The sequence below is a fragment of the Alcanivorax limicola genome (assembly GCF_019931215.1).
Lineage (GTDB): Bacteria > Pseudomonadota > Gammaproteobacteria > Pseudomonadales > Alcanivoracaceae > Isoalcanivorax > Isoalcanivorax limicola.
In genome coordinates, this window is the sequence record NZ_JAIOUB010000001.1 from 543,172 (window position 1) to 567,622 (window position 24,451).

The window sequence follows — 24,451 nt, forward strand, 5'->3', positions numbered from 1 at the left end:
CGCCTGTCACGGGAAGGAAGGGTGCGCGTCTTGAGGCCTCAAGGTGATGGAGGTATGCCATTGCCCGCTGGGGACCACAATCGTTCCCAGGCTGTTGCCCGCAAACTCCACCGCACCGATTTGCAGAACCTGCGCGCCACTCCCCCCGGGCAAGGAACTGCCGACGACACTATCAAGCATGCGTGCATGAGCTGTCTGCCCTATCAGGATATCCTGGGAGATTACCAGCTTGGGGAAACCGTCACCGTCCTCATCCGCGCCGCGCAGATCAATGCGCCCGTTAACAATCGCCATATCGCCAGTAATATCAGCAAGCCGCATCTCCACTGTCGGGCGACTGGGTTCAGCAAACGACAGATAGGTACCCTCGCCACTGGCAAGCCCGGAAGCCAGGCGCTCAGATGAGTCATCACGGTACGCGCGCATTGCCATGGAATAACCCAGGAAATGCTCACCCAGCGGTGCGGGCGACAACCTGATATTCAGGAGGCCTTCGTAGTTGAACCCGATCAGTGCCCCCTGAAGCAGACGCGATTCCGGCTGGGTCAGGTCAGTGCCACCGAACAGGGCATTTATCGCAAGACGTGTATTGCGGGACATGATATCCAGCCCACCTTCATAGTGGTCCGCCGGATTCCACTGCGGTTTGATCCAGATGCGCGTGTCGTCGGCAAGCAACAGGAAACTCACGCCGAGCAGGCCAATCCCCATCTGGGCATCGGTATCCGCAATCATCAGGTGGGAGCCCCGGCTCCAGTCAAAGCCCTGTTGAGCGCCGTTAAACGTCTGGGACATCAGGGCAATGTCGGCAATGATACCGTAATCAAGGCTGCCGCCAGCGATGTCACTCGGGTTCCCGCCGGGGTAGAAATAGATATCACCGTCCACGTTGGCGAGGGTATAAATCAGCCCCCAGTCAAACTCCCGGTTGTATCCATTTCCTGCATTAAAGGGCAGAGAGGGATCGGAACCATCGAAGAGGCGCACGCGCTCTGCATAGGTCAGCAAGTTGCCATCGCGCACACTCAGTGCGACACCGCCCATATTGCTGGTCGGCGTAATGAAGTCATTGACCTGTCCTGCCTGTAAACCCACCAGAGAACCGGCAGCACATGCGCCGCCTTGAGGCGCACCCCAGCACAAGGGCGCGGCGCCCTGCCCTGCATTGATGACATCAATACCGATATACGGGAAGTCATGGCCATACTCGATGCCAGGCAGATTGACCCAATCGCTCAACTCGAATCGCACGGGGTAGCCGCCGGGCCCGCCGACCTCACCAAAGCGCCAGCGAAATGGCGAGGCGCCAGCGGGCAAATCCGTATCGGAAGACACGGCATAGTTCCACCGACTGCTGAAGTTAAGCCCGTCGGAGCGACCGTTTGCGTACTCGATACCGCCCGGACGGAATACCAGCTCCGCATCCCGCAACGTCCCTTCCCAGCCAAAGTGCATCAGCTCGCGCTCCTGGCCGGTAATGGTGAAACTGTCTTCCCCCAGTCCAACCGGGAATTTGTAGAGAATATTATTATCCAGCCTGACATTGATAAAATCGGCAGCTGTCCTGATGCCTGCCACATCAGCCATGATCGCCCCGGGCGGCGCATTGCGACGAGCGCCGATGCCGATGGAGCCCTCAATAACTTCCCACAGGGCATTCATATTCGCGTAGACAAGATACGGATGCTCATGCCACAGCTGACGATAGAACATGGCAGCATTGTCCACTGATGCGTTCAGCGAAACATTGCCATCATCGTTGAAAATACCATTGCTGTTGCTGAATGAAAGCTGGCCGGAGAAATCCAGTGCCAGACTGCCATAGCTCTTGTCTGGCTGCGCATCATGAGAAATTCTGTCAGCCATGAAACGAACCCGATCCACATTCATCTCGAACGCAAGCCGCGGACCATCCGGGCCTGAGCCAACGTCAAACTGAGTGGTCAAGGTCGCCTCGCCCGGACGCAGGCTCCCATCAATGTTCACAGGCGTAAAGCTCACGGACTCGAGAATCAGACCCGCAGTCATGTCGGAGCGGCCGACACCCGGTGCTGTGTACATGATGCGATCACTGTCGAGATAGCGCCCTGCATCAGTCTCCCAGCGCACGGTGTCCGCACTGATCTCTTCTGCGGAGACCGATATTCTAAGCCCGTCCTGTCCACTGATTGACGACATTTCGTTTTCGCTCATGGCTTGCATGGCGACAGCAAAGGGCGTTTGAGACAACATCGCCAGAATAACAACGGTGTGCCATACAGGGACTTTTCTTTGACGTGGAAGAATCATAGTCATTCGCATCATCAGCAGAACATGCTGCCACCGTAACAATTCACCGGCGGCAATGTATTCAGTTCGGAATCCCTGACTACCGGGCCCGGAGAGCCAAGAGCCCCAAGTGCTTCACCAAGACCCAGACTGACGGTATCTCCAGTGAAGTTCTTGACATTCACTTGTGGCACGTTCATCCACCAGCCAGCATTCGCGATTTGCGCATAGCTTTGCTTGTCGTAGGTTGGATATGACACCTGCTCACGCTGGAACGAAATAAAGAAATCCGAAGTACCATCGAGTGCAAAACCATGAATAAAACGCAGGTTCTGCTGAATGGTGGCATAGGCTTGGCTAATGCCGATTGCGGAAAGAAAGCCGGCACTGAGAGTCAGAGGAATGCCGGGCTCAATAATTTCATTCAACCGCGTGCCTTCGATCTCGACAAAGTATGGCGTGTTACAAGAACTATTTGATGCTACATCACCGAAACAGGCCGTCTGGGTACCGAGCAATGTTATCGAGACGGGAAACTGACCAGAGAGCTCGGCATCTATGTACCCGCTAAGGCTATTAATGCCGGAATGGCATGCCAGCCGTGCGGCAGGGGTATTACTCCCACAAGTGCCACCACGTTCCTGGTTAACCTGACCCTGGGCATAGGTTCTGCCAACGCCGAAGAAGCCGTTCGCCTCCTGCGATCCGATCTTCACGCCCGCGATTTCCCTTGCGCCATCGCCAGACTCCCGGATGGCCAGCTCGATGTAAGGCCGGCGCAAGCTGAAGGAAGAATCCACCGCATCGCCAGGGCCATCACCGCTAGCGTTGAGCCCCATCAGACGTACAAAGTCGAGATCTATATCGCAAGCATTACTGACAATAGATTCATTGAAGCCGCCACAGCCAAGCTGCATTTTGTCAAAATTGGCATTCAGCTCAATCTCAACGTCCAGACCCATTCTGAAGAAAGTAAAATCTGTCGTGCTTCCTGCTGTACCTGAGGGACCAATCATGTCGGAGACGAACAACGCCTGACCGGTGACCTCGGACAGTTCGTCATCATCCAACATGACCATCGCATGCGATTGTGCAGCAAACGGCAGCAGAGCAATTGCGATGAAGCGTTTTATTATCATTATTCTGCCTCTCAAAACCCGAACATCATTACGCGCCCATCGATATCAATGCGAGCAGCGTTCTGAAACTTGTCTGTAATCTGCAAACCCAGAAAAGATGCATTCACATCATTAACAGGTAAATACCCCTCTGCGCCGGTTTGCACGGTGGCCCGCCCGATATACAAATGCCACTCGATGTCTGTCTCAAAAGTCCCGGGGCTCCCCGGAAACCGCATGCCGAGCGCGGGTATCTCATTCGCATTACACGTTGGTGCGGCACCGCCAACACCCTGCCCCGTCAGGCAGGTTTGACCATCCTGACTGAGAAAACGTCTGGGATCCGCGTATGCGCCGCTGCCGGAAGGGGTCTCTGCTGCATCGATAAAGAGGCCGTTAATCTTGAGAATGCCGTAGATATCCTTCAGCACAAGCCATTCGTCACGATTATTGAACTGAAGTGAAAAAGTGCAGGGATTCCCGATGCCAGAGCAGCCCCCCAGATTCGCGAGCGGATTACCTTCCGCATCAGCATTCATCCGGAATTCTGTATCCAGCGCTATGCCCTCCTGCCCGACAATCTGCCCCAACTGAGCGTCATCCAGGGGTACGAAGCCGCTGGCGAGCGCTATTGTCGTCTGAAAAAGCAACACGCCGGCAGCCATACTGATAACACTGAAGCGCATCATAGGTTGGTCGCTCCCAAAGAGGTGATCTTCAGGTGCTGGAACATCATTCCCTCGATACGTGCAGTGCCGATATTTATCGCATCCATATTCAAGCGGGGATTGTAGTTGTTCAGGTAATCAGGGTTCGCGCGTCGACCGGCGTTATTATTACAGCCTTGGAAAATACCGCAGTTGGTACTATATCTCTCGACCAGGAAAGACGGTGACCCTCCCGGTACTGGAGCGAGATATACCGCGCGATTCTGATTGTTTGGCACTGACCAGTTAACGCCTGGTTGCCGCGATACAAATGAGATACCCCCCTCAGCAACGATAGCTTCACGTGTCGAGGCGCCTTGCACCACTGTGCCTACTTGCGGTGTGGCAGTGACCGCAGTACCGCCGAACTCCGCGTTGGTGACGTTCCGGTTAGGACCATCCGGGTCGATCCCTGAATATCGAAGACCACTGACGCCAGTGCCGGGAAGACAATTGGCACCGCCGCAAGTCGGAAAGCCCGAGCCCCAGTTCACATAACCGTGGGTTTCGTAGTAGCGATCCGAACGCCCTGTTCGCTGATAGCCGTTCTGCCCGGCAATCTGGTAGAGATCCGTATAGGCTGGTGCGGCGTTAGGCAAGCGCGTCAGCTCGATAGTGAAGTTCCCGTCCCCGGTGCCATCAAGAACGATCGACTGGTAATGCAACTGCCCCAAGGGCAGGAATGCGTTGACGTCAGTAAAATAGAGGCCTTCCTGATCAGTAAACCGGGGCAACCCCTGGCTGTCAGGCCCGGCGCCTATCTGGTTCACACTGAGGCGATAGTCGCCGGACAGCCGGCTGTGATAGAGCAGCCCCAGCGAGCCATCCGTCTGGCTCTGGAAGAGCTGTAGCAGCGGCCCTGCCAAGGCGTTATTACTGGTGCCAAACTGGGACGGCGGCCGCACATGCGCTGCGGGCTTGCCGATGATGATGCTCTGGCTTTGCAGAATACCCAGAATGTCTCTCGGGGAGACACCGTCATCAATACTGGCCTCAACCTCGCCCCAGAAGCTCCAGCGGAAAGCGTCGGAGTCGGACGGCCCCAACAGCTCAAGCACCGTGGCGTTGACGCCCGCAACCCATTGATTCGCCTCGTTGCGCCCTACACGATCATAATCGAATACACGAAGTACGAAGGGATTGTTGTGGGTGGCATAGTTAGCAACCCCGGAGTCGGTCATGGGGCAGCCGAGATTGTTGTACCCTGCGCCACAACTGTGCCCGCCTTCCGTCGTCCAGGTCATACCTGTACCCGTAATTCCGGAGATGGCAAGACCGAACCAGCGCAAATCCCCCCGATTGAACGACGTGCCAGCACCCGGTGGGCCACCTATCTGTTCGATATAGCTGGTGGGTGCCATCTGGAAGCGGATGTCCTCGAAGGTAAACGCAAGCCCCGCCCCGGATACATCGGCCATTTCGGCTTCTTCAAGCGGGATCATGGCACCGGAAGGCGAGACGGACGAGACAGAATAGGCTGGTGCGGACGCTCCAGCCGACAGACAGGCGATAAAGAACAGGCGGAGTGCCCCCGGAACACCAAAAATACGCACCGTTATGCCTCTTGTTTTTATGTTTTTATAATTGCTGTGCTTTGGCTCGGGTGATACGGCATGACAAACAGCCCGAACGCACTTATACGGTCAGGCTACAGGGGCGCACCGCTCGCGGCAACATTTGTATGCTGAACGGTTACACTCAAGGCACAACGAAGTTATCCATATAAATCAATTATTTATATAAAAAGCACCCACCCAGCCGACCCGCTCGGGGCCAAGATGGCACGTAATGACCAGTTCATACATCCGATTTGTTACGTTAGGTAACGCCTGTTTCACGCTGCGCCGCTCTAGCGGCCCTTCGGATTCCTGGCTGGCACGTCGAGAGACAGGTCGCGCCAACTCGGGTTGAGCTCATTGATCATCTGTATCTTCTTCAGGCGCGAAGCAGTCTTGATACGCTGTTCGAGATGGAGCGCTTCATGGGCGTATTCCGTTCCCTGGTAATACACCAGCTTCTTGCAGCCCTCGCGGCCGGTAAAGGTCTCTTCGGAAATCTTGCGGTGGTCGGCCACGCGCCGACGCAAATCTCGGGCGACGCTGGTGTACAACACTGAGTGGTAGCGATTGGTGACGATATAGACGTAATAGTTCGGTGCTGATTCTGCCATCAGTTCTCTCGCATCCGTGCCTGGGAGTGCGCATCATGGCGCAGTGCTGATTGCGGCGATGTGAGCCAAATCACTTTCTTTTGTCAGTTATTCCAGACAAATGATGCCAGTGAAATACTACAAAAAAACATAAAGGCTGACTTTCAATAATTAACATCAAAAAATCAAATAACAAACATATCCATAAAGGCATTTACCGGCATGCTGTGCAGCGCGCTGGAATCACTGCACAGATCATATATCGCTGAGCAATGCGCCGTTGGAAAACGAGTGGCCAGATTGTGGCGAAATTTCTCCTCCAGCAACGGGATACCTTCTTCGCGGCGGCGCCGGTGGCCAAGGGGGTACTCAATGACAACCTTGTCGGTACTGCTGCCATCCTTGAAGAATACCTGAATGGCATTGGCAATGGATCTTTTGTCCGCATCAAGATAATCCAGCGTATATTGCTTGTCTTCTACCACCTCCATGATATCCCGTAATGCATCAATAAGCGGATGCGCCTGATGAAACGTATCTTCATAGTGCTCTGCGGTAAGCTCACCAAATATCAGCGGCACTGCCACCATATACTGCAAACAATGATCCCGGTCCGCAGGATTCGCCAGTGGCCCCTGTTTGGAAATGATACGAATGGCGGATTCATGGGTTGTCAGTACAATCCTGTCGATCTCCGCCAGACGATCCTTTACCTGAGGATGCAGGATGACGGCGGCCTCGCATGCGGTCTGGCTATGGAACTCGGCAGGAAATGCAATCTTGAACAGAATATTTTCCATTACATAGGTGCCGTACCGGGGCGGACCGTCATGCGGAAAACGAAAGCGCCGTTCTGCCTCGGGTTTCAGCGCAAGGTCCTTGCAGGTGTGACTGAAACTGACATCGTAAAAGCCCCATTGCGGTGCCGTCAGCGCGCCGGGAATGCCCATCTCGCCGCGCATGGCCATATCTGCCAGACGCACGGCGCGGCTGGTGGCGTCCCCCGCCGCCCAGGACTTTCGTGATCCCGCGTTGGGTGCATGGCGATAGGTGCGCAAAGCTGAACCATCCACCCAGGCCTGGGACACAGCGGCCATGATCTGCTCACGATTGCCGCCCATCAGGCGGGTCGCCACGGCCGTGGACGCCACCCGCACCAGCAGCACATGACATAACCCGACGCGATTGAAGCTGTTCTCCAGCGCCAGTACACCCTGGATTTCATGCGCCATGATCATGGCATCCAGCACCTGACGCATGCGCAAAGGCGGCTCGCCGCGCGCCAGATTACGCTGGGACAGATAGTCCGCCACCGCCAGAATGGCGCCAAGATTATCCGAAGGGTGGCCCCATTCGGCAGCCAGCCAGGTGTCGTTGTAATCCAGCCAGCGAATGGTGCAGCCGATATCCCAGGCGGCTTTCACCGGGTCCAGCCGAAACGACGTCCCGGGCACGCGCGCGCCATGGGGCACCACGGTGCCGTCAACAATCGGGCCCAGCAGTTTCGTGCACTCGGGAAAACGCAGGGCCAGCAGACCACAGCCCAGGGTATCCATCAGGCAATGGCGCGCGGTATCCAGCGCAAGGGGGGAAGACACGTCACCCAGGACATAATCGGCAATATCCTGGATGACGGTATCGTACTCAGGGCGGTCGTTCTGGTCAGCGTTCTGATCAGTGTTCTGCGTGCCCGTCTGAGTGTCCGTCTGACTGTGCATGCTGCTGCGCCTCCCGGTGGGAATCGAAACAGCCCCACAGTATCAGACGAAGGCGTCGCCCGGCACCCGCACCCAGCCTTCCATGAGGACCCGCGCGCTGCGACTCATGATGGCTTTGCTCACGGTCCATTCGCCATCGGTTTCGATGGCTTCCGCACCGACACGCAAGGTACCTGAGGGGTGGCCAAAGCGCACAGCTGTGCGGTCACCACCGCCTGCGGCAAGATTGACCAGCGTGCCGGGAATCGCTGCCGCAGCGCCGATGGCCACTGCCGCAGTACCCATCATCGCGTGGTGCAACTTGCCCATGGACAGCGCCCGCACCAGCAAGTCCACTTCATCGGCAACGACCTGTTTGCCGCTGGATGACACGTAGCTGGCCGGCGGCGCCACAAACGCGACCTTCGGGGTGTGCTGCCGGTTTTCGGCTTCCGCCAGGTCCTGAATCAGTCCCATGCGCAAGGCTCCGTGGGCGCGGATCGTTTCGAACATCGCCAGGGCTTTGGCATCGCCGTTGATCGCGTCCTGCAGTTCTGTACCGGTATAACCGATGGCGTCCGCATTCACGAACACTGTCGGAATGCCGACATTGATCAGCGTGGCCTTGAGTACACCGATACCCGGCACCTCAAGATCGTCCACCAGATTGCCTGTGGGGAACATGCTGCCCCCCCCGCCCTCTTCTTCGGCGGCCGGGTCCATGAACGCCACTTCCACTTCCGCTGCCGGAAAGGTCACGCCGTCCAGTTCGAAATCACCGGTTTCCTGTACGGCACCGTCTGTGATCGGCACCTGGGCAATGATGGTCTTGCCGATATTGGCTTGCCAGATACGTATGGTGGCGAAGCCGTTCTCGGGAATGCGGCTTGCGTCCACGAGCCCGGCGCTGATGGCAAACGCGCCAACGGCGGCAGACAGGTTGCCGCAATTGCCGCTCCAGTCCACGAACGCCTTGTCGATGGACACCTGGCCGAACAGGTAATCCACGTCATGCTCGGGCCGCGTGCTGCGGGACAGAATGACAGTCTTGCTGGTGCTGGAGGTGGCGCCCCCCATCCCATCAATCTGTTTGCCGTAAGGGTCCGGGCTGCCAATGACGCGCAGTAGCAACGCGTCACGGGCCGCACCCGGCACCTGCGCGGCTTCCGGCAGGTCGGTCAGGCTGAAAAACACCCCTTTACTGGTGCCGCCACGCATATAGGTGGCGGGTATCCTGATCTGAGGTGCGTAAGCTACATGAGCCATGCCTCTGTATCCTGGGCTGGGGAAATGGCGGCCCTCAGGCCGCTGTTTCCGATTCAAGAAAATCCTTGGCGAAACGCTGCAGTACGCCGCCCGCTTCGTAGATGGACACTTCTTCAGCGGTATCCAGACGGCAGGTCACGGGCACTTCCAGGCGCTCGCCATCCTTGCGATGGATGACCAGTGTCAGCGTCGCACGCGGTTTGCGTTCGCCGAGCACGTCGAAGGTTTCCGTGCCATCAATGCCCAGGGTTTTACGGGTGGTGCCGGCCGCAAACTCCAGAGGCAGGACGCCCATACCCAGCAAATTGGTGCGGTGAATGCGTTCGAAGCCTTCGGCCGCAATCGCCTCGACACCAGCCAGGCTCACGCCTTTGGCCGCCCAGTCGCGGGAAGACCCCTGGCCATAATCCGCACCGGCAATGATGATCAGCGGTTGTTTGCGCGCCATGTAGGTCTCGATGGCTTCCCACATACGCGTCACTTTGCCTTCCGGCTCAATGCGAGCGAGGGAGCCCTGCTTCACTTCGCCGTCCACCACCGCCATTTCGTTGATCAGCTTGGGATTGGCAAAGGTGGCACGCTGCGCGGTGAGATGATCACCCCGGTGCGTCGCGTAGGAATTGAAATCTTCCTCCGGCAAACCCATTTTCGCCAGGTATTCACCTGCAGCACTGTCCAGCATGATGGCGTTGGAGGGTGACAGGTGATCCGTGGTGATGTTGTCGGGCAGCACAGCCAGCGGACGCATGCCTTTCAGCGAGCGCTCCCCGGCCATGGCACCTTCCCAGTACGGCGGGCGACGGATATAGGTGCTCATCGGGCGCCAGTCATACAGCGGGCTGACCTGCGGCCCGGTGTCGGCTTTGGCCTCGAACATGGGAATATACACCTGACGGAACTGTTCCGGCTTGACGCTTTTCTTCACCAGCGCATCGATTTCTTCATCGCTGGGCCAGATGTCCTTCAACGTAATTGGATTGCCATCCTTGTCCGTGCCGAGAATGTCTTTCTCGATATCGAAGCGGATCGTGCCGGCGATGGCGTAAGCCACCACCAGCGGTGGTGACGCCAGAAACGCCTGCTTGGCGTAAGGGTGAATACGGCCATCAAAGTTGCGGTTGCCGGACAGCACTGCCGTGGCATACAGGTCACGCTCGATGACCTCTTTCTGGATCACCGGGTCCAGCGCGCCGCTCATACCGTTACAGGTTGTGCAGGCAAACGCCACCACATCAAAGCCCAGTTGTTGCAGCTCTGGCAGCAGCTCGGCTTCTTCCAGATAGATTTTCACGGTCTTGGAGCCCGGCGCCAGGGATGACTTTACCCAGGGCTTGCGGGTCAGGCCCAGCCGATTGGCGTTACGGGCGATAAGACCGGCAGCAATCATGTTGCGCGGGTTGCTGGTATTGGTGCAGCTGGTGATCGCAGCAATAATCACCGCGCCGTCCGGCATCATGCCCGGCTCGTTCTCCACCTTGCCGCTGATACCGCGCGAGGCCAGCTCGGATACCGGCAGCAGTGCATGGGGGTTGGATGGCCCCGCCAGGTTCCGGCCCACGCTGGTCAGATCAAACGTCAGTACGCGCTCGTACTCGGCGTCTTTCAATGTGTCGGCCCACAAACCGGTATGCTTGGCGAACAGCTCTACCAGCGCGACCTGATCATCGTCACGACCTGTGAGTTTCAGATACTCGATGGTCTGTTCGTCGATGTAGAACATGCCTGCCGTGGCGCCGTATTCCGGCGTCATGTTGGCAATCGTGGCGCGGTCGCCCAGGCTGAGATTGGCGGCACCTTCACCATAGAATTCCAGATAAGCCCCGACCACACGCTGCTTGCGCAGGAACTCGGTCAGCGCCAGCACCAGATCGGTACCGGTAATGCCCGGGCGCAGCTTGCCGGTCAGCTCAACGCCGATGATATCCGGCAGGCGCATCCAGGAGGCGCGACCCAGCATGACGCTTTCCGCTTCCAGGCCGCCAACGCCGACAGAGATCACGCCCAGCGCATCCACCATCGGTGTGTGACTATCAGTGCCAACACAAGTGTCAACAAACGCGACACCGTCACGCACCTGAACTACCGGCGACATCTTCTCCAGATTGATCTGGTGCATGATGCCGTTGCCCGGCGGAATCACGTCCACGTTCTTGAACGCTTTCTTGGTCCAGTTGATAAAGTGAAAACGGTCTTCGTTACGACGGTCTTCCACGGCGCGGTTCTTTTCGAAAGCGCCTTCTTCAAAACCCGGATGTTCGACTGCCAGGGAGTGATCCACGATCAGCTGTGTGGGCACCACCGGATTGACCTTCGCCGGGTCGCCGCCCTGCTCCGCAATGGCATCCCGCAAACCCGCCAGATCCACCAGTGCTGTCTGACCCAGAATGTCATGGCAGACAACACGCGCCGGGAACCAGGGAAAGTCCAGATCACGTTTGCGCTCGATAAGCTGCTTGAGTGAATCGGTCAGCATCGCCGGATCACAGCGACGGACCAGGTTTTCCGCCAGTACGCGCGAGGTGTAAGGCAGTTTGTCGTAGGCACCGGGCTCAATCGCATCGACCGCCTCGCGGGTGTCGAAATACGCCAACTGGGTGCCGGGCAAGGATTTGCGGTATTCAGTGTTCATGGTGTCAGGACTCGATCAGGTGATGTTCACACGCGCGACGCTGTGGTCGGCAACGGGCAGATTGAACGGGGGAAGCCGGGCGGCCTCCCCCTGCTCCGTCAACGCTGGGCGATCGGCGCAACCTTGCGCGGCTCTTCACCGACATATTCGGCGCTGGGGCGAATAATGCGGTTGTCAGCGCGTTGTTCGAAGATGTGCGCAGCCCAGCCGGTCAGGCGACTGATCACAAAGATCGGTGTGAACAGCTTGGTGGGAATGCCCATGAAGTGGTAGGCAGACGCATGGAAGAAATCGGCGTTGCAGAACAGTTTCTTCTCGCGCCACATGACTTCTTCGCAACGCACAGACACCGGATACAACACGGTATCACCCACATCAGCGGCCAACTTCTCGGACCACTGCTTGATGATGCCGTTACGCGGATCCGAGGTGCTGTAGATCGCGTGGCCGAAGCCCATGATCTTTTCCTTGCGCTCCAGCATGCCCATCATTTCCTGCTCGGCGTGATCGGCGTCGCGGAATTTCTCGATCATGTCCATGGCGGCTTCGTTGGCACCACCATGCAGCGGGCCCCGCAAGGAACCGATAGCACCGGTGACACAGCTGTGGAAATCCGACAGCGTGGACGCACAAACGCGCGCGGTGAAGGTCGAAGCGTTGAACTCGTGCTCTGCGTACAGAATCAGGGACACGTTCATCACTTGCTCGTGCAGCGCATTCGGCTTCTCGCCGCGCAGCAGGTGCAGGAAATGGGCACCAACAGACTCATCATCGGTTTCCACATCAATCTTCACGCCGTCGTGGCTGAAGCGATACCAGTAGCAGATGATGGAGGAAAAGGCGGCCAGCATGCGGTCCGCAGCATCGTCCTGTTGAGAGAAGTCCGCTTCGGTTTCCAGGTTGCCCAGCATGGAGCAGCCGGTGCGCATGACGTCCATCGGATGGGCATCCGCCGGGATGCGCTCAAGCACTTCTTTCAAGGCAGTCGGCAGGCCACGCAGGCTCTTGAGCTTGGCCTTGTAGGCATCCAGCTCGGCCTGATTGGGCAGCTCGCCCTTGAGAATCAGGTGGGCCACTTCTTCGAACTGGCAGTTCTCTGCCAGGTCCTGCACGTCGTAGCCGCGATAGGTCAGACCGGAACCGGTCTTGCCCACCGTTGAAAGGGCTGTCTTGCCCGCTACCTGACCGCGCAGGCCGGCGCCGCTGAGTTTCTTTGCTTCTGCCATGGTCATTATTCCTCTGTTACATATTCAGATGACATATTCAGACGCTATGCCCGCACAGGGCAGCGCCGCGAAAAATTTACGCTTTGCCTTGGCTGAAAAGCGCATCGAGCTTCTGCTCGTAATCGTGGTAGCTGAGGAAGTCATACAGCTCCATCCGGGTCTGCATGGTATCCACCACCGCCTGCTGATGGCCATCCTTGCGAATCGCCTCGTAAACATTCAGCGCCGCTTTGTTCATGGCACGGAACGCAGACAGCGGGTACAGGATCATGTTGGCGCCCGCTTCGGCCAGCTCATCACGGCTGAACAGCGGTGTGGCGCCGAACTCGGTGATGTTCGCCAGCAGCGGCGCACCGTCGATGCCTTTGGAGAAAGCCCGGTAGTCGTCCAGCGTGTGCACCGCTTCTGCGAAGATGCCATCGGCACCGGCGTCCAGACAGGCGCGGGCACGTTCGATCGCCGCTTCCAGGCCGTCTTTCTGGAACGAATCGGTGCGCGCGATAATGAAGAAGTCTTCGTCAAAGCGCGCATCGGCAGCCGCCTTGACCCGGTCTACCATTTCTTCCTGGGAGACGATTTCCTTGTTCGGCCGGTGGCCGCAACGCTTCTGTGCCACCTGGTCTTCCAGATGCACGGCGCCCGCGCCGGCGCGAATCATTTCCTTCACGGTGCGGCCGATGTTGAACGCCCCACCCCAGCCGGTATCGATATCCACCAGCAGCGGCACCGTGGTGGCAGCGCTGATGCGGCGCACATCTTCCAGCACGTCGTTCATGCTTGTCATGCCCAGATCGGGCAGGCCGTAAGAGGCGTTGGCAACGCCGCCGCCAGACAGATAAATGGCGCGGTACCCTACCCGCTCGGCCATCATGGCGCAGTAGGCATTAATGGTGCCCATGATCTGTAGTGGCTGCTCTTCCGCAAGTGCCTTGCGGAAACGTCCGCCGGCGGTCAGTGCTTTGCTCATTTGCTTTGCTCCACGGGCCCCGGGCCCTGCTTCGTTTCCGATGAAAAACTGTCTGCAGCGCCCAGCCCATGCTGAGCCTCGATATTCTGGCGCGCGCGGCTGATGTGCCGGCGCATGAGGATTTCGGCCATCTCCGCATCGCGGGATTCCAACGCCTCGGCAATCCGACGGTGTTCCTGCAAGGCGCGCTGCGGCCGATTGGCCACGGTTGAAAACTGATACCGGTACATGCGCACCATGTGATAGATGCCACCGATCAGCATGTCGATCAGCGTACCGTTATGGCTGCCCTGAATAATGCGGTAATGGAAATCCAGATCGCCCTCGCGCTGAAAATAGGCCACATCTTCACGCAGATCCTGTTGCTGCTCGTGCTGCCCCAGCAACTCCACCAGACTGTGGATTTCAGCGTCGGTCATGTGCGTGGCGGCCAGCCGGGCGGCCATGCCTTCCAGGGCCTCGCGGATGTGATAAATCTCGATCAGATCGCCCAGGGACAGAGAGGCAACGCGGGTACCGACATGGGGAATACGTTCAAGCAACTTGCGGGATTCGAGGCGACGGATTGCCTCTCGCAGGGGACCACGACTGACGCCGTAGCGGCTGGCGAGCTCTGCTTCACCCAGCTTGGTGCCGGGCAACAGAGCGCCACGGACGATATCGTCCTGCAGGCGGGTAAACACCCGGTCTGCCAATGTGCGGCTGTCGTCAGAAATAGTGGACTCCATGAGTGCCCCGGCAAGATTGTCGACAATAAGCGACCCGGGGCGTGACTGTAGAGTCTCAGAGGGGGAATTGCAAGAGGATTGTCGACAAAGCAGGCCCTGCCCCGGGTCGCTCAGGCGATCCCGGGGCAGCTAGTCAAAACAACGACTCAGGGACAGGCCACGCCGTCACGCGTGAAGTTCACCAGCCCCTGAAGATTGGACACCAACTGGCGATTGACCTCCGCTTCCGGATCATTGCCGTCCAGATTGCCATAATCGTGATCATCGTCCAGCTCGGCCTGGATCAGCACCGGCCGGTAATTGTCGATCCAGCGGGCGCGAAGGCCGTTCTCGAGCCCTTCTTCGCTGGGCCGCACCAGCGGCAGACCACACTCCTGCAGCGCAATCGCGCCTTCGATGCGAACGCCATACTGGGCGATATTGTCTTCATCCCCCGTCAACAGCATGAAGACCACAGCACCCAGTGAGTCGCCATCTTCATCATTGACCACGTTACCCACAAAACCGACCGGGAAGCTGTCACCGGGCCCGTCTATGTCCGGGCAGGCGCCGTTCGCCCCGACATATATGATGCCGTTGTCGTTGGCGTCGCGCTGAATCTCAACACAGGTTTCCAGTGGCCCGGTTTCTCCGCCGCCCACGCTGAATGACCCCGGACGCTCCCGTGCAAAATCAAAGCTGAAGGTTACTTCCAGCTCATCCGGCCCACCGTCGGGGTTGACGATCTGGAACCGCACAGGATAATCCGTCTGCTCTTCCTCTGTGATTTCCTCGAAGCACTCCGGCGACTCGCCCCCGTCACCCGGATCGTCCACCGTACAGCCACGCATGATCGTCAGGGTGTAAATGCCTTCGATCTCGTCCAGCACCGCTGCACTCACCGATGCTGAGCCACGCGACGTCCGTCCGCCACGCACAGGCAGCCCTTCCGGCGTGATCGCCGTATCATCCTCGAGCATATCCACCGTATCGTAACCCAGTATCTGGCCGTCCAGTCTGCCAAAGTCGGGGTCCAGCGGCTCATAACCGTTCAGCTCAGGGCGCAGGAACAACTCGAAGTCCCGCCGTGCGTCCGTGTCATCGTCTTCATTGGCGCGTCCAGCCACACCACTGAAAACATAATCAGCAAGCACACGCCCATTGAGGTCCATAGACGTGGTATCCATGGCACCCAGAAGGTTTTCAAAAACGACATTCGTGAAAACCAGCTCATTATTCAGTTCGCCGTCTACCGCCACCAGACCACGCCGTGTCGTCGTCGATGTGCCGGTAGAGTCAGCCACCAACACCGTCCCCAGCCCCAGCAGTTTGCCGGTAGGCAAGACAAGAAGGTCTGACGTAAACAGGCCAAGAAGCTCAAGATTCGGCGCCTTGCCGGAGAACAGGTACTCGGCCGCCCCCACAGAGGTATCGTTGTAGCCCAGGCTCAGATTGCCTGCCCGGGTCTGGTCCATGGCGCGCCGCACCTCGGCAATATCCGCGCCCGGGTTAGCCGGAAATGCGTAGCGGACTTCCTCGCCTGGTTCATACTCAGGCGCAAGCTCATCGTTCAGTGCATCCAGCAACGGCTGGAAGCCTGCCGTAAACGTGTTGTAATCCGACGCATCCAGATCCGCAGTGCCGAGCAGTTCTTCGAAGCGGGTATCCACCAGTTCATGCACCAGAGCAGGAATGCTGATGGGCCCTTCCGTGCCCGCCACGGGATTAACCAGATCATCCGACGGGCTGCCCAGCGCACGCAGCAGCGCCCAGCGATTGCGTACCGCGTTATTATTGGCCTGGGGCACCCTGCGCGGGGAATCCACCATATCGGCCAGCGTGACACGCAGGGTCATGCGGCCCTGCTCACGCACCGGTACGGCGGCAGTCCGCGCACCGGTCTGTGTCAGTGTAGAGGGGATCAGCACCCGGCCGAACGGCAGGTCAGTGCCCTCGAAAAAGCGGCTGCCGATGAAGAAATCAACCAACTGTGAATTGTTCGGACACACTGCGGTATACGGCGGAATAATACGGCCGCTGGAGACCACTTCGAAAGGCTCGGAACGCAACTGGCTGATGGAGTTACCGCATCGATAGCGCAGATTTTCCGGTTTGGGGCCGACGACTTCAATGAAGACCTCGCCGACAATATTCTCCTGACAGAGCGCGCCGAAGGCACAGCCGGGCAACCGGACATCGGAAAAATCCTCGCCGCCATTGCAGGCACTGAGCAACAGCCCGGAAACCAGTAGCGCTGCCACGCTGGCAAGCCGTCGCACTGACAATATCTGAGCCTCACCGGTCGTTATTCTCATAAAACCCTTCTCATTTGAAGCGTGCTGCCGGCGGCGTCCGCGATGGACAGCCGCGCCGCCGGTTGAAATTCGTCGGTCTGTGCTTCTCACATGGCCCGGCACTTTAAACGATACCACCCTGCCCTGGCCACTTTGAGCACCGTTGATCTGTTATTCCGTACCGCCCCGTCGTTCTGGTCGTTGGCGGCCACGCAGGACCACCTCGCCCCGTTGCGTCAACCTGCTGTCCGTCTCGGGAATGAAGCCGGGCGTCTCGTCCGGGGTGTACCCGATATAGACTACCAGATAACGATGACCCGGCTCCCGCGGCAGAGTTCCCGTGATATGGGCATAGCGCGACCAGGTCTCCGGATAGCGCCGCGTGAAGAGGCTGTTGATCTGCAGCACCGGCACAGCGGCATCATCCAGCACCAGCACCTGTGGATGCACATAGCCCTGCCGCCCCTTGAAGCTGGTCATGTCGACGGCAGCCACGTCATCAGCCAACCGGACGATGCGGGCCGGATAGCGCGCAGTGCCCACCGGCAGCATCACCTCATCCCCCTCGCCAAAGCGCAGCAGTATCTCGCGCCCCGCAGCCAGCCGCACGGCGTGCTCGGGCATAGCGAGGCAGCAGTCCGCACTGATGGGCGTAACGGTTTCCAGATATCCCTCTGCCACCTCGGCAGCATCGGCTTCACTGCCGTCGGCCATGTCCTCATAACCCTGCCCCCGTGCAGTGGCCGCCTTGCGCGCTGCCACGAAGTCCACTGGCTCGCGGACCAACCGGCCGTCGGCATCAAACCAGGTGATAAAGCGATCACTGTCGTCAATGCCTTCAGGAGAGGCCTGACCCTCTTTGCCGGGCTCTTCACGCACATCGCCCAGCAGGGCGTCGTCCGCCTCGAGTCCGGCGGGCGCGTCGGGGCGCGAGCGTGCTTCCTGAGGGATATCTTCCGGACCCTTGCGAGCCATCTCGCCGGAGACCAGATTGCCCTGCTCATCGACATAGGCATAAAAGCCGCCATCGCCCCGATTGCCGGTGCACGCTGCGAGCAGGGATACCGCCAGCACAAGCCACAGACGCCCGGCGCAGGTCATCAGAAGCGCGTCCGGAACGCCAGGCCGACCATATTGATGGTGGCCTTGGTTTCAATATCGAGCCCGGCATAAGGGTTGTAGATCACGTTGTTGATCCCGGTGCAGTTAGCCGCACAGCTGGTGTTGGCCGGGATACTGTCACGGCTGCGCAGCGTCGCAATGGCCACATCAATTTCCGTGTCCTTGTCCCACCGATACCCCATACCCAGGCTGTAATAGCGTGCCTCATTGATCGGCACCATTGGCGAACGACGGTCCTCAGGGATGGCGGATGCGCGAGGCTCGTAGCCCGCGCGCAGGCGCAAACGGTCGGTCATGGTGTACTCCGCCCCGAAGGCCAGATTCCAGGTGGATTCATAGCCCAGGGGGAAACTCAGACTGGTCTGGGTGGATTGGGGTGAAAACAGTCGCGCCAGCGCCAGTGCCGCGTTAGGGCCATCAAACTCGAAATTGAAGGCATCCCACTGCTTGTAGTCTACCCATACGGCATCCACATTGAACTGCCAGCGCTCCGTGGCATTGACCTTGATCCCGGTCTGGAAATGCGCGGGCATGGTCAGATCCATGGAAATCATGCCGGTATCCATTTCACCAATGCGCGAAGGGATACCCAGCACGGCCAGCGCAATAGCACCGGTGGGGCTGCTGCCGATGCCGTTCACCGTTTCCTGAGCCGCATTGGAGTAGCGAATCGAGTACTTGCCGCGCATGCTCACGTCCACCGGGGCATGCCATACAGCGCCCCAGGCGAACCAGTCGCGGGGCTCCCAGAGCACACCGAGGTTATAGGAGGGGCTGAAACGCTGATCCATCTGCACGTCCAGAGACGCCAGGTTCTTGAAGGGACCAAGCCCTTCATCGGGGTTACAGATACCGAAAAGCACGAAATCCAGTGCGAAGTTGGATTCGCCCTTGAACGGCGCACACAGGCTCTCGTCAATGATCCGCGCAAAACCCAGCAACTCATTGGGCGCACGCATGTCGGTTTCCAGCGCCACCCCCTGATAGGAGAAGCCGATGGACGCGCCAATCGCCAGCGTATCGTTGACCTGATAACCGACCGAGGGCGACAGGTAGGTAATCCGGTTCAGCGCCACCCGCCGGCCCATGAAGTTGCCTGCATCGTTATCATCGCGATAAAAGCCCGCCGCCATCGGCAGATAGACTGCAGTCGCAAAGGTAAACTTGGAGCCCGGCGGCTTGATGGAAAAGGACGGCACCGGGCCGGCAAGCAAGGGCCCGGGCGGCAGATTCACAACATCATTGATGATCGGCAGATACAGCGAAACGCCCTCAATGGAGCTCTTGCTGGTCTTGAAATCGTTACACACATCGGAACCATTGTTCGGTGCATCTGCACAGACAATCGGGTCGTCGGAGAAACCGAACACGTTATATCCCGGCGGCGCGCTGAATTCGGATTCAATGCTGAAATCTGCGCCCAGAAACTGCAGGTTCATCTGCCGGCCTTCCAGGCGCGCCAGGCCTGCCGGATTAAAGTGAATCGACATGATGCCCGGCGGATCCGCCGTTACCGCATGGCCCATACTCATGGCCCGCACATCGATCGCCAGGTTCGTGGCCAGCTGGGCGTGGGCACCAATGGATGTCAGCCCCAGCAACAGTGCTGCGGCTGTGTTACTCAGTACCCGGCTCATCATCTTGTTATTCTTCATTTGACCTCGCCGCCGACGCAGAGAACGCAGGTTCTCGCGCCGATATCCCACTTCTGTTGATACCGGCATCAGGCGCCCGGCTTCAGGCCGCTGATATCGATGGGCAGGGAAATGCCCAGCAACACATCCGGAGAATCTTCCGTCAGACCAAAGCCGAAACTGATGTTGATGATCCGATTGCTGGAGGTGCGCAAGCCCAGCGAGGTATTGAGGATGCTGGAAGTGGAATCCTCTGACTTGGCTGTATAGCCGATGCCGTCTTCATCCTCGAAGCGGAAATGGCTGACAAAGTTATAGGATTGCTGGTAGCTCGCACTGACAGACACTTCATAGGAGAGCGCGTAAGCCAGGCCCATTGAGAAACTGAGGCTATCACCGGGCTCAACGCGGCGCAGCGTTTCCTTGCCACGCTGCTGATCAAGCCCGGTGGCATCAAAGGCCATGGTGTAACCGACAGACCCGAACAGGACGACCGGATCCACCACCTTGCTCATGCTGACGCCACCGCCCAGAGAGTAATAACCCTTGCCGCTGGACACATCGTTCCGCGCATCAATGGTGTAGGGGCTGTCGCCGGTGGCGGTAGACAACGTCGTGAACAGGGTCGTATTGATACCACCGGGACGGACCGGGAACGGCTGGTAGCGCAAACCGAAGGTGATGTCGCCGAGCGAGGCTTTCTGTGCGTCCTTCTCGGTGTCATATTTGTACTGCACCGGCAGCCGCGTGTTGAATGTCAGGTTATTCCAGATGCCGTAATCAAATGACAACGAGGCGCCGAATGAATGCTCCGCGTCATTCTCGATGCGGAAACGGCTGATTCCACCATTATCACCGATCGCAATGTCGATACGATCGTTGCGAAAGTAGCTGTAGTCACCGGAAAAATTCAGCGCCATACCGCCAGAACGCAACAATGAGTACTGCCGCTCAGAGGCCTGGAAGACTTCCTCCAGATTACTCTCTTCGGTGGCATCCCCTTCCTGCTGCTGAAGTGCGGCCCGCGCCTCGTCTGCATCATTGTCTTCAGCCAGCACCTGCACGGACCAGCCCGCCATCATGCCTGCCAGAGCCAGCCATGCGACACCCCGGGAATAATTCATATCAGCTTCCATTTGTTATTATCGTTTTCAGATTCTGAATCTATTTTTCGACGACGTTCTATTTTCGACGGAAGTAGGTCCGCGTGGGCACATTGATCACGCGCTCCACATCGTCATCATCGGTAATCAATACGGCGTTCAACGTCCCCGCTTTATCGGCCCACTGCTCCATGGGACGGGTGAAAACCGGAAACTCCCTGAACGCCAGTTGATTGATGGTCTGTTCATCAATCATGCGCAGATCATAGTCGGTCAGCTCCAGATCCTGCTGCGGCTCGAACCCGTTCGGGAACACGATAAAGAGCACATTCTGTTCCCAGACTTCCTCGAACTTGGATTCGGTAAAACTGATATTTCCCAGGGCCGGATCGGCGACATGGATGTGCCCGTCACGGTATTCCCGCAACACCACGAAGTGTTTGAAACCGCCATAGGAGATCGGCACGATGGCCGGGTGATCCAGTGTCCGGAGATCCTTGATCTCAGCCCGGAAGCCACCGCTGGGGTGCCCCAGCGCGGTCGCCAGACGGCGCATGTCCAGCAACGAAAAGCCGCGACGCTCGATAATGCGCTCCCGCTCGCCAAAGCGCAGCAGCCCCTCCATGATCTGCCGCTCCTCGAACTGGCGTCCCAGGTAGTGGTTCAGAATGGTGGTGAGCGCAGCAGAACCGCAGGAATAGTCGTAGGCCTGACGCACGACGTTCCGATACCGGAACTCGGAAACAGGTTTGACAAGGATATCGCGCTCGACGACGGGCCCCTGCTGGGTCGGGTGCTCATAGTGCACATACCCGGTCGGGTAGTCCTCGACCACGGTGGCCTGATTGACCGCGAAAAAGATCAGGGCGACGCCCATTACCGCTACAAGCATCCAGGATGCCCTTTTTTATTGTCTTTTATTGTTATGCCTGCCGGTCTGGCCTGTCGTCGCCGCTGTTACCGCTGCGATCAACCTGCCTGCCTGTCACAGGTTCCTGATATTCGGAGAATATGTGATCTGTATCGTAACCCATCTTTACACAGGTTTGCACAGCCCCCGTCAAACGACACCAATTGTTGCCTGTTTGTAGCCCAATCTCAAGCCCCGTGATGCACGGATGCTTTGTCACCGGAGGCCACCACGGCATCCGTAGCGGTCAGTACGCAGAAGGCCCGGCATATGCCGGGCCTTCTGCTAAGCACAGACTATCTTCCAGAACTTACTTACCGGAAATGGTAATGGTCTGGTTGGACATGTTCAGGCCGGTAACGTAAACGTTGCCCAGTGACGCAGAAGCAGCGTCGCCCAGTGTCAGGCCCATCATCGCCAAGTCAATATTGCCCAGTGCGGCGTTGGTCGAAATCTCCAGGCCGTTGGTGGTGATATTGGCGGTCAGGCCGTCGAGGTCGATGTTACGGATCGCAATCTGGTCGAGGATGACAGAACCACCACCGTTGGCGCCCTGGTCGTTGAGCTGGAAGTTATCAGCCGCGTTCCCCAGTTCACCAATATTGATATCAAACGCAGAGGACGTATTGATTGACAGGAAGTTGTCAGCCCCCTCGCCCAGCTCGATACCCAGGCTCAGATCGTTCAGGGTAATCGACACGTTCTCGATCAGTGCGTCAGCCGGATCAGCCGCAGCAGCCAGTGCAGCGACGTTGGCCAGACCCGCGTCAACGTCGGTGCCATCAGTACCGGCAACAACGTAGATATCCCCGGTTTCCAGCGTCAGCGTCGGGATCTCGACGCCAATGCGCAGCACGCTGCCGTTAGCGTTGGTACCGGCATCAATATCCAGATTCACGGTACCGTTGAGGGCGTGGCCAACCAGCAGGATCATACCCGCATCCGGCGCGGAGGCATGGCCGTCAGTATCTTCGATACCGACGTTCAGTGTAGCGTCAAGCTGCAGGCCGATACGAATACCGTCCTGACCTGTTACCCCGGACAACGCTTCGTCATCCATCGCCTGCATGGCAAAGCCGGTCATCGGCATGGCGGCAATAGCTGAAACGAGAGCAAGTTTCCTGAAATTCTTCATCATTATTATCTCCATCGCGTGTGCACAACGCTTATTGTTATGGCTTCATCCCCCCAGCCTCGCTGACGGGCCGAATAAAGTTAACACTTCAGATACAAAATCGACAGTCCGCCGGCAAATTTTCCAGCATACCCCGAATAAATCCACAACTCTTTGATATATATGAATATAATTACTTTCGCCCGGCAAAATTCCAGATATAAAAGACAACCGTTCGTCGGGTCATGCTCCTGCCCGGGTTACATTACGTAACAGGAGACCCCCACGCACGAGCGCACTCGCAGCCAGCTCTTGCCGGGAGTAGAATGCGCTCTTCCCGACGCCAGGCCCCGCTTTCTGATGCCACACGTAACACCGGCCCGCACGACACTGCCCAGCGCCGCGTTTCATGACGGTCAACGCTGGCATGTGTGCCGTACCCCTGTGGCCACCCTGCGTATTACGGCAGATGACGTCGCTGGCCTTCGCACCTTGCCGCAGCAAGTGCAGGCCTTGCTGGCCCTGCATCCGGAAAGCATGGCCATAGGCCTGATCAGCTATGAAGCCGCCCGGGGCCTGCACGCACCTGACTGCGCGCGCCCTACCCCGCTCCCCACCGCCGTCGTACATATTTACACCCATACTGACGACGCCCTTGGCGAAACCGGCAGTGATGATTTCCGGTTGGCCCAGCCGTTCCAGGCAGACTGGTCTCGGGATCAATACCTGTCCGCGATGGCTCGCATTCAGACCTATCTCGCCGCCGGCGACTGTTACCAGGTGAATCTGGCCCAGCGTTTCCGGGCCCGTTTCACCGGCTCGCCCTGGGCGGGCTGGCGCCGCTTGCTGGCCGCCCACCCTGCCCCGCACGCCTGCTTTATGGACTATGGCGAGGGGCAGGTTTTCGGGGTATCCCCGGAGCGTTTTCTGTCCATTCGTCAGGGCAAAATGGTGACCGAGCCCATAAAGGGCAGCCAGCCCCGTGGTGACAGCCCGCATGAAGACGCGGCATTCGGACGCACATTGCTGGCCAGCGAGAAGGATCGCGCGGAAAACCTGATGATTGTGGACCTGCTGCGCAATGATCTGGGGCAGGTGGCCGTGCCGGGCAGTGTCAGGGCTGCGCCTCTGTTCGAGCTGCGCCGCTTCTCCAATGTGCAGCACCTGGTGTCTACCGTGACCGCCGAGCTGCGCCCGGACGTAACGCCACTGGCCGCGTTGCTGGCCTGCTTCCCCGGCGGGTCCATCACCGGCGCACCGAAACGGCGCGCGATGCAGATCATTACCGAGCTGGAAGGTTCACCGCGCGGCTTCTATTGCGGCAGCCTGTTCTGGCAGAAAGCCAACGGGGACTTCGACTCCAACATTCTGATCCGCACGCTGCAAAGCCAGGCCGGCGAGATCATCTGCCATGGCGGCGGCGGCATCGTGCACGACTCGGACCCCGAGCAGGAATACCGGGAGAGTCTGTTCAAGGTTGAAAAACTGATGGCAGCGCTCAGCGCCTCGCCGCCGGCACCCGGAGCCTGAGTTCACGGGG

Annotated in this window: 18 protein-coding genes; 1 reads left to right on the top strand and 17 read right to left on the bottom strand. The window is 58.4% G+C overall.

The window, feature by feature from the left end:
- Nucleotides 1–6: 6 nt before the first annotated feature.
- From K8B33_RS02375 to K8B33_RS02455, 17 genes are all read right to left on the bottom strand, one after another.
- Nucleotides 7–2,304, bottom strand: a complete 2,298-nt coding sequence (locus K8B33_RS02375; RefSeq protein ID WP_396020956.1) for a DUF6160 family protein — start codon at nt 2,302–2,304, stop codon at nt 7–9.
- The gene (locus K8B33_RS02380) at nt 2,304–3,407 is read right to left on the bottom strand and encodes a hypothetical protein (protein WP_223422875.1); all 1,104 of its coding nucleotides are present in this window, start codon (nt 3,405–3,407) and stop codon (nt 2,304–2,306) included. Before K8B33_RS02380 ends, K8B33_RS02375 begins: the two co-directional genes overlap by 1 nt.
- An 11-nt stretch (nt 3,408–3,418) precedes the next feature.
- The gene (locus K8B33_RS02385; RefSeq protein ID WP_223422878.1) at nt 3,419–4,075 is read right to left on the bottom strand and encodes a hypothetical protein; all 657 of its coding nucleotides are present in this window, start codon (nt 4,073–4,075) and stop codon (nt 3,419–3,421) included.
- On the bottom strand, nt 4,072–5,535 hold the full coding sequence (locus K8B33_RS02390; protein ID WP_223422880.1) for a hypothetical protein: 1,464 nt from the start codon (nt 5,533–5,535) through the stop codon (nt 4,072–4,074). Before K8B33_RS02390 ends, K8B33_RS02385 begins: the two co-directional genes overlap by 4 nt.
- Before the next feature lie 407 nt (nt 5,536–5,942).
- Entirely contained in the window at nt 5,943–6,263 is a 321-nt protein-coding gene (locus K8B33_RS02395; RefSeq protein ID WP_223422882.1) for a GIY-YIG nuclease family protein, read from the bottom strand.
- Nucleotides 6,264–6,427: 164 nt separating this feature from the next.
- Nucleotides 6,428–7,960, bottom strand: coding sequence for a bifunctional 2-methylcitrate dehydratase/aconitate hydratase (locus K8B33_RS02400; protein WP_223422885.1), 1,533 nt, complete (start codon nt 7,958–7,960; stop codon nt 6,428–6,430).
- A 42-nt stretch (nt 7,961–8,002) separates the two neighbouring features.
- The gene (gene prpF / locus K8B33_RS02405) at nt 8,003–9,205 is read right to left on the bottom strand and encodes a 2-methylaconitate cis-trans isomerase PrpF (protein ID WP_223422887.1); all 1,203 of its coding nucleotides are present in this window, start codon (nt 9,203–9,205) and stop codon (nt 8,003–8,005) included.
- 34 nt (nt 9,206–9,239) lie between these two features.
- On the bottom strand, nt 9,240–11,834 hold the full coding sequence (gene acnD, locus K8B33_RS02410; RefSeq protein WP_223422890.1) for a Fe/S-dependent 2-methylisocitrate dehydratase AcnD: 2,595 nt from the start codon (nt 11,832–11,834) through the stop codon (nt 9,240–9,242).
- Between the two features lie 98 nt (nt 11,835–11,932).
- A complete protein-coding gene (gene prpC / locus K8B33_RS02415; RefSeq protein ID WP_223422892.1) occupies nt 11,933–13,060 on the bottom strand; it encodes a bifunctional 2-methylcitrate synthase/citrate synthase in 1,128 nt (375 codons plus the stop codon).
- A gap of 76 nt (nt 13,061–13,136) precedes the next feature.
- Nucleotides 13,137–14,027 (bottom strand): methylisocitrate lyase, encoded by an 891-nt coding sequence (gene prpB / locus K8B33_RS02420; protein WP_223422894.1) that lies wholly within the window; start codon nt 14,025–14,027, stop codon nt 13,137–13,139.
- Nucleotides 14,024–14,755, bottom strand: coding sequence for a GntR family transcriptional regulator (locus K8B33_RS02425; protein WP_223422896.1), 732 nt, complete (start codon nt 14,753–14,755; stop codon nt 14,024–14,026). Before K8B33_RS02425 ends, prpB begins: the two co-directional genes overlap by 4 nt.
- A gap of 146 nt (nt 14,756–14,901) precedes the next feature.
- Nucleotides 14,902–17,049 carry a hypothetical protein gene (locus K8B33_RS02430; RefSeq protein WP_223422898.1) on the bottom strand — a complete coding sequence of 716 codons (2,148 nt, stop codon included), beginning with the start codon at nt 17,047–17,049 and terminating at the stop codon, nt 14,902–14,904.
- A gap of 150 nt (nt 17,050–17,199) precedes the next feature.
- The gene (locus K8B33_RS02435; protein ID WP_223422900.1) at nt 17,200–18,129 is read right to left on the bottom strand and encodes a hypothetical protein; all 930 of its coding nucleotides are present in this window, start codon (nt 18,127–18,129) and stop codon (nt 17,200–17,202) included.
- Nucleotides 18,129–19,805, bottom strand: coding sequence for an OmpP1/FadL family transporter (locus K8B33_RS02440; RefSeq protein ID WP_223422902.1), 1,677 nt, complete (start codon nt 19,803–19,805; stop codon nt 18,129–18,131). The genes K8B33_RS02435 and K8B33_RS02440 overlap by 1 nt, the downstream gene beginning before the upstream one ends.
- Nucleotides 19,806–19,873: 68 nt before the next feature.
- The gene (locus tag K8B33_RS02445) at nt 19,874–20,908 is read right to left on the bottom strand and encodes a transporter (protein WP_223422904.1); all 1,035 of its coding nucleotides are present in this window, start codon (nt 20,906–20,908) and stop codon (nt 19,874–19,876) included.
- Between the two features lie 58 nt (nt 20,909–20,966).
- Entirely contained in the window at nt 20,967–21,779 is an 813-nt protein-coding gene (locus K8B33_RS02450; protein WP_223422907.1) for a C39 family peptidase, read from the bottom strand.
- Between the two features lie 328 nt (nt 21,780–22,107).
- Nucleotides 22,108–22,935 carry a DUF6160 family protein gene (locus K8B33_RS02455; RefSeq protein ID WP_223422909.1) on the bottom strand — a complete coding sequence of 276 codons (828 nt, stop codon included), beginning with the start codon at nt 22,933–22,935 and terminating at the stop codon, nt 22,108–22,110.
- Between the two features lie 336 nt (nt 22,936–23,271).
- Between K8B33_RS02455 and pabB the strand changes: the two genes are divergently transcribed.
- Entirely contained in the window at nt 23,272–24,441 is a 1,170-nt protein-coding gene (gene pabB, locus K8B33_RS02460; protein ID WP_223422911.1) for an aminodeoxychorismate synthase component I, read from the top strand.
- Nucleotides 24,442–24,451 lie beyond the last annotated feature (10 nt).

Coding starts and splice junctions, on each gene's coding strand:
- K8B33_RS02380 (WP_223422875.1), bottom strand. CDS start 3,407: ATGATAATAAAACGCTTCATCGCAATTGCTCTGCTGCCGTTTGCTGCA.
- K8B33_RS02445 (WP_223422904.1), bottom strand. CDS start 20,908: ATGAATTATTCCCGGGGTGTCGCATGGCTGGCTCTGGCAGGCATGATG.
- K8B33_RS02430 (WP_223422898.1), bottom strand. CDS start 17,049: ATGAGAATAACGACCGGTGAGGCTCAGATATTGTCAGTGCGACGGCTT.
- K8B33_RS02455 (WP_223422909.1), bottom strand. CDS start 22,935: ATGATGAAGAATTTCAGGAAACTTGCTCTCGTTTCAGCTATTGCCGCC.
- K8B33_RS02450 (WP_223422907.1), bottom strand. CDS start 21,779: ATGCTTGTAGCGGTAATGGGCGTCGCCCTGATCTTTTTCGCGGTCAAT.
- K8B33_RS02395 (WP_223422882.1), bottom strand. CDS start 6,263: ATGGCAGAATCAGCACCGAACTATTACGTCTATATCGTCACCAATCGC.
- K8B33_RS02400 (WP_223422885.1), bottom strand. CDS start 7,960: ATGCACAGTCAGACGGACACTCAGACGGGCACGCAGAACACTGATCAG.
- K8B33_RS02440 (WP_223422902.1), bottom strand. CDS start 19,805: ATGAAGAATAACAAGATGATGAGCCGGGTACTGAGTAACACAGCCGCA.
- K8B33_RS02375 (WP_396020956.1), bottom strand. CDS start 2,304: ATGATGCGAATGACTATGATTCTTCCACGTCAAAGAAAAGTCCCTGTA.
- K8B33_RS02390 (WP_223422880.1), bottom strand. CDS start 5,535: ATGATCCCGCTTGAAGAAGCCGAAATGGCCGATGTATCCGGGGCGGGG.
- K8B33_RS02435 (WP_223422900.1), bottom strand. CDS start 18,129: ATGACCTGCGCCGGGCGTCTGTGGCTTGTGCTGGCGGTATCCCTGCTC.
- acnD (WP_223422890.1), bottom strand. CDS start 11,834: ATGAACACTGAATACCGCAAATCCTTGCCCGGCACCCAGTTGGCGTAT.
- K8B33_RS02425 (WP_223422896.1), bottom strand. CDS start 14,755: ATGGAGTCCACTATTTCTGACGACAGCCGCACATTGGCAGACCGGGTG.
- pabB (WP_223422911.1), top strand. CDS start 23,272: ATGCCACACGTAACACCGGCCCGCACGACACTGCCCAGCGCCGCGTTT.
- K8B33_RS02385 (WP_223422878.1), bottom strand. CDS start 4,075: ATGATGCGCTTCAGTGTTATCAGTATGGCTGCCGGCGTGTTGCTTTTT.
- prpB (WP_223422894.1), bottom strand. CDS start 14,027: ATGAGCAAAGCACTGACCGCCGGCGGACGTTTCCGCAAGGCACTTGCG.
- prpF (WP_223422887.1), bottom strand. CDS start 9,205: ATGGCTCATGTAGCTTACGCACCTCAGATCAGGATACCCGCCACCTAT.
- prpC (WP_223422892.1), bottom strand. CDS start 13,060: ATGGCAGAAGCAAAGAAACTCAGCGGCGCCGGCCTGCGCGGTCAGGTA.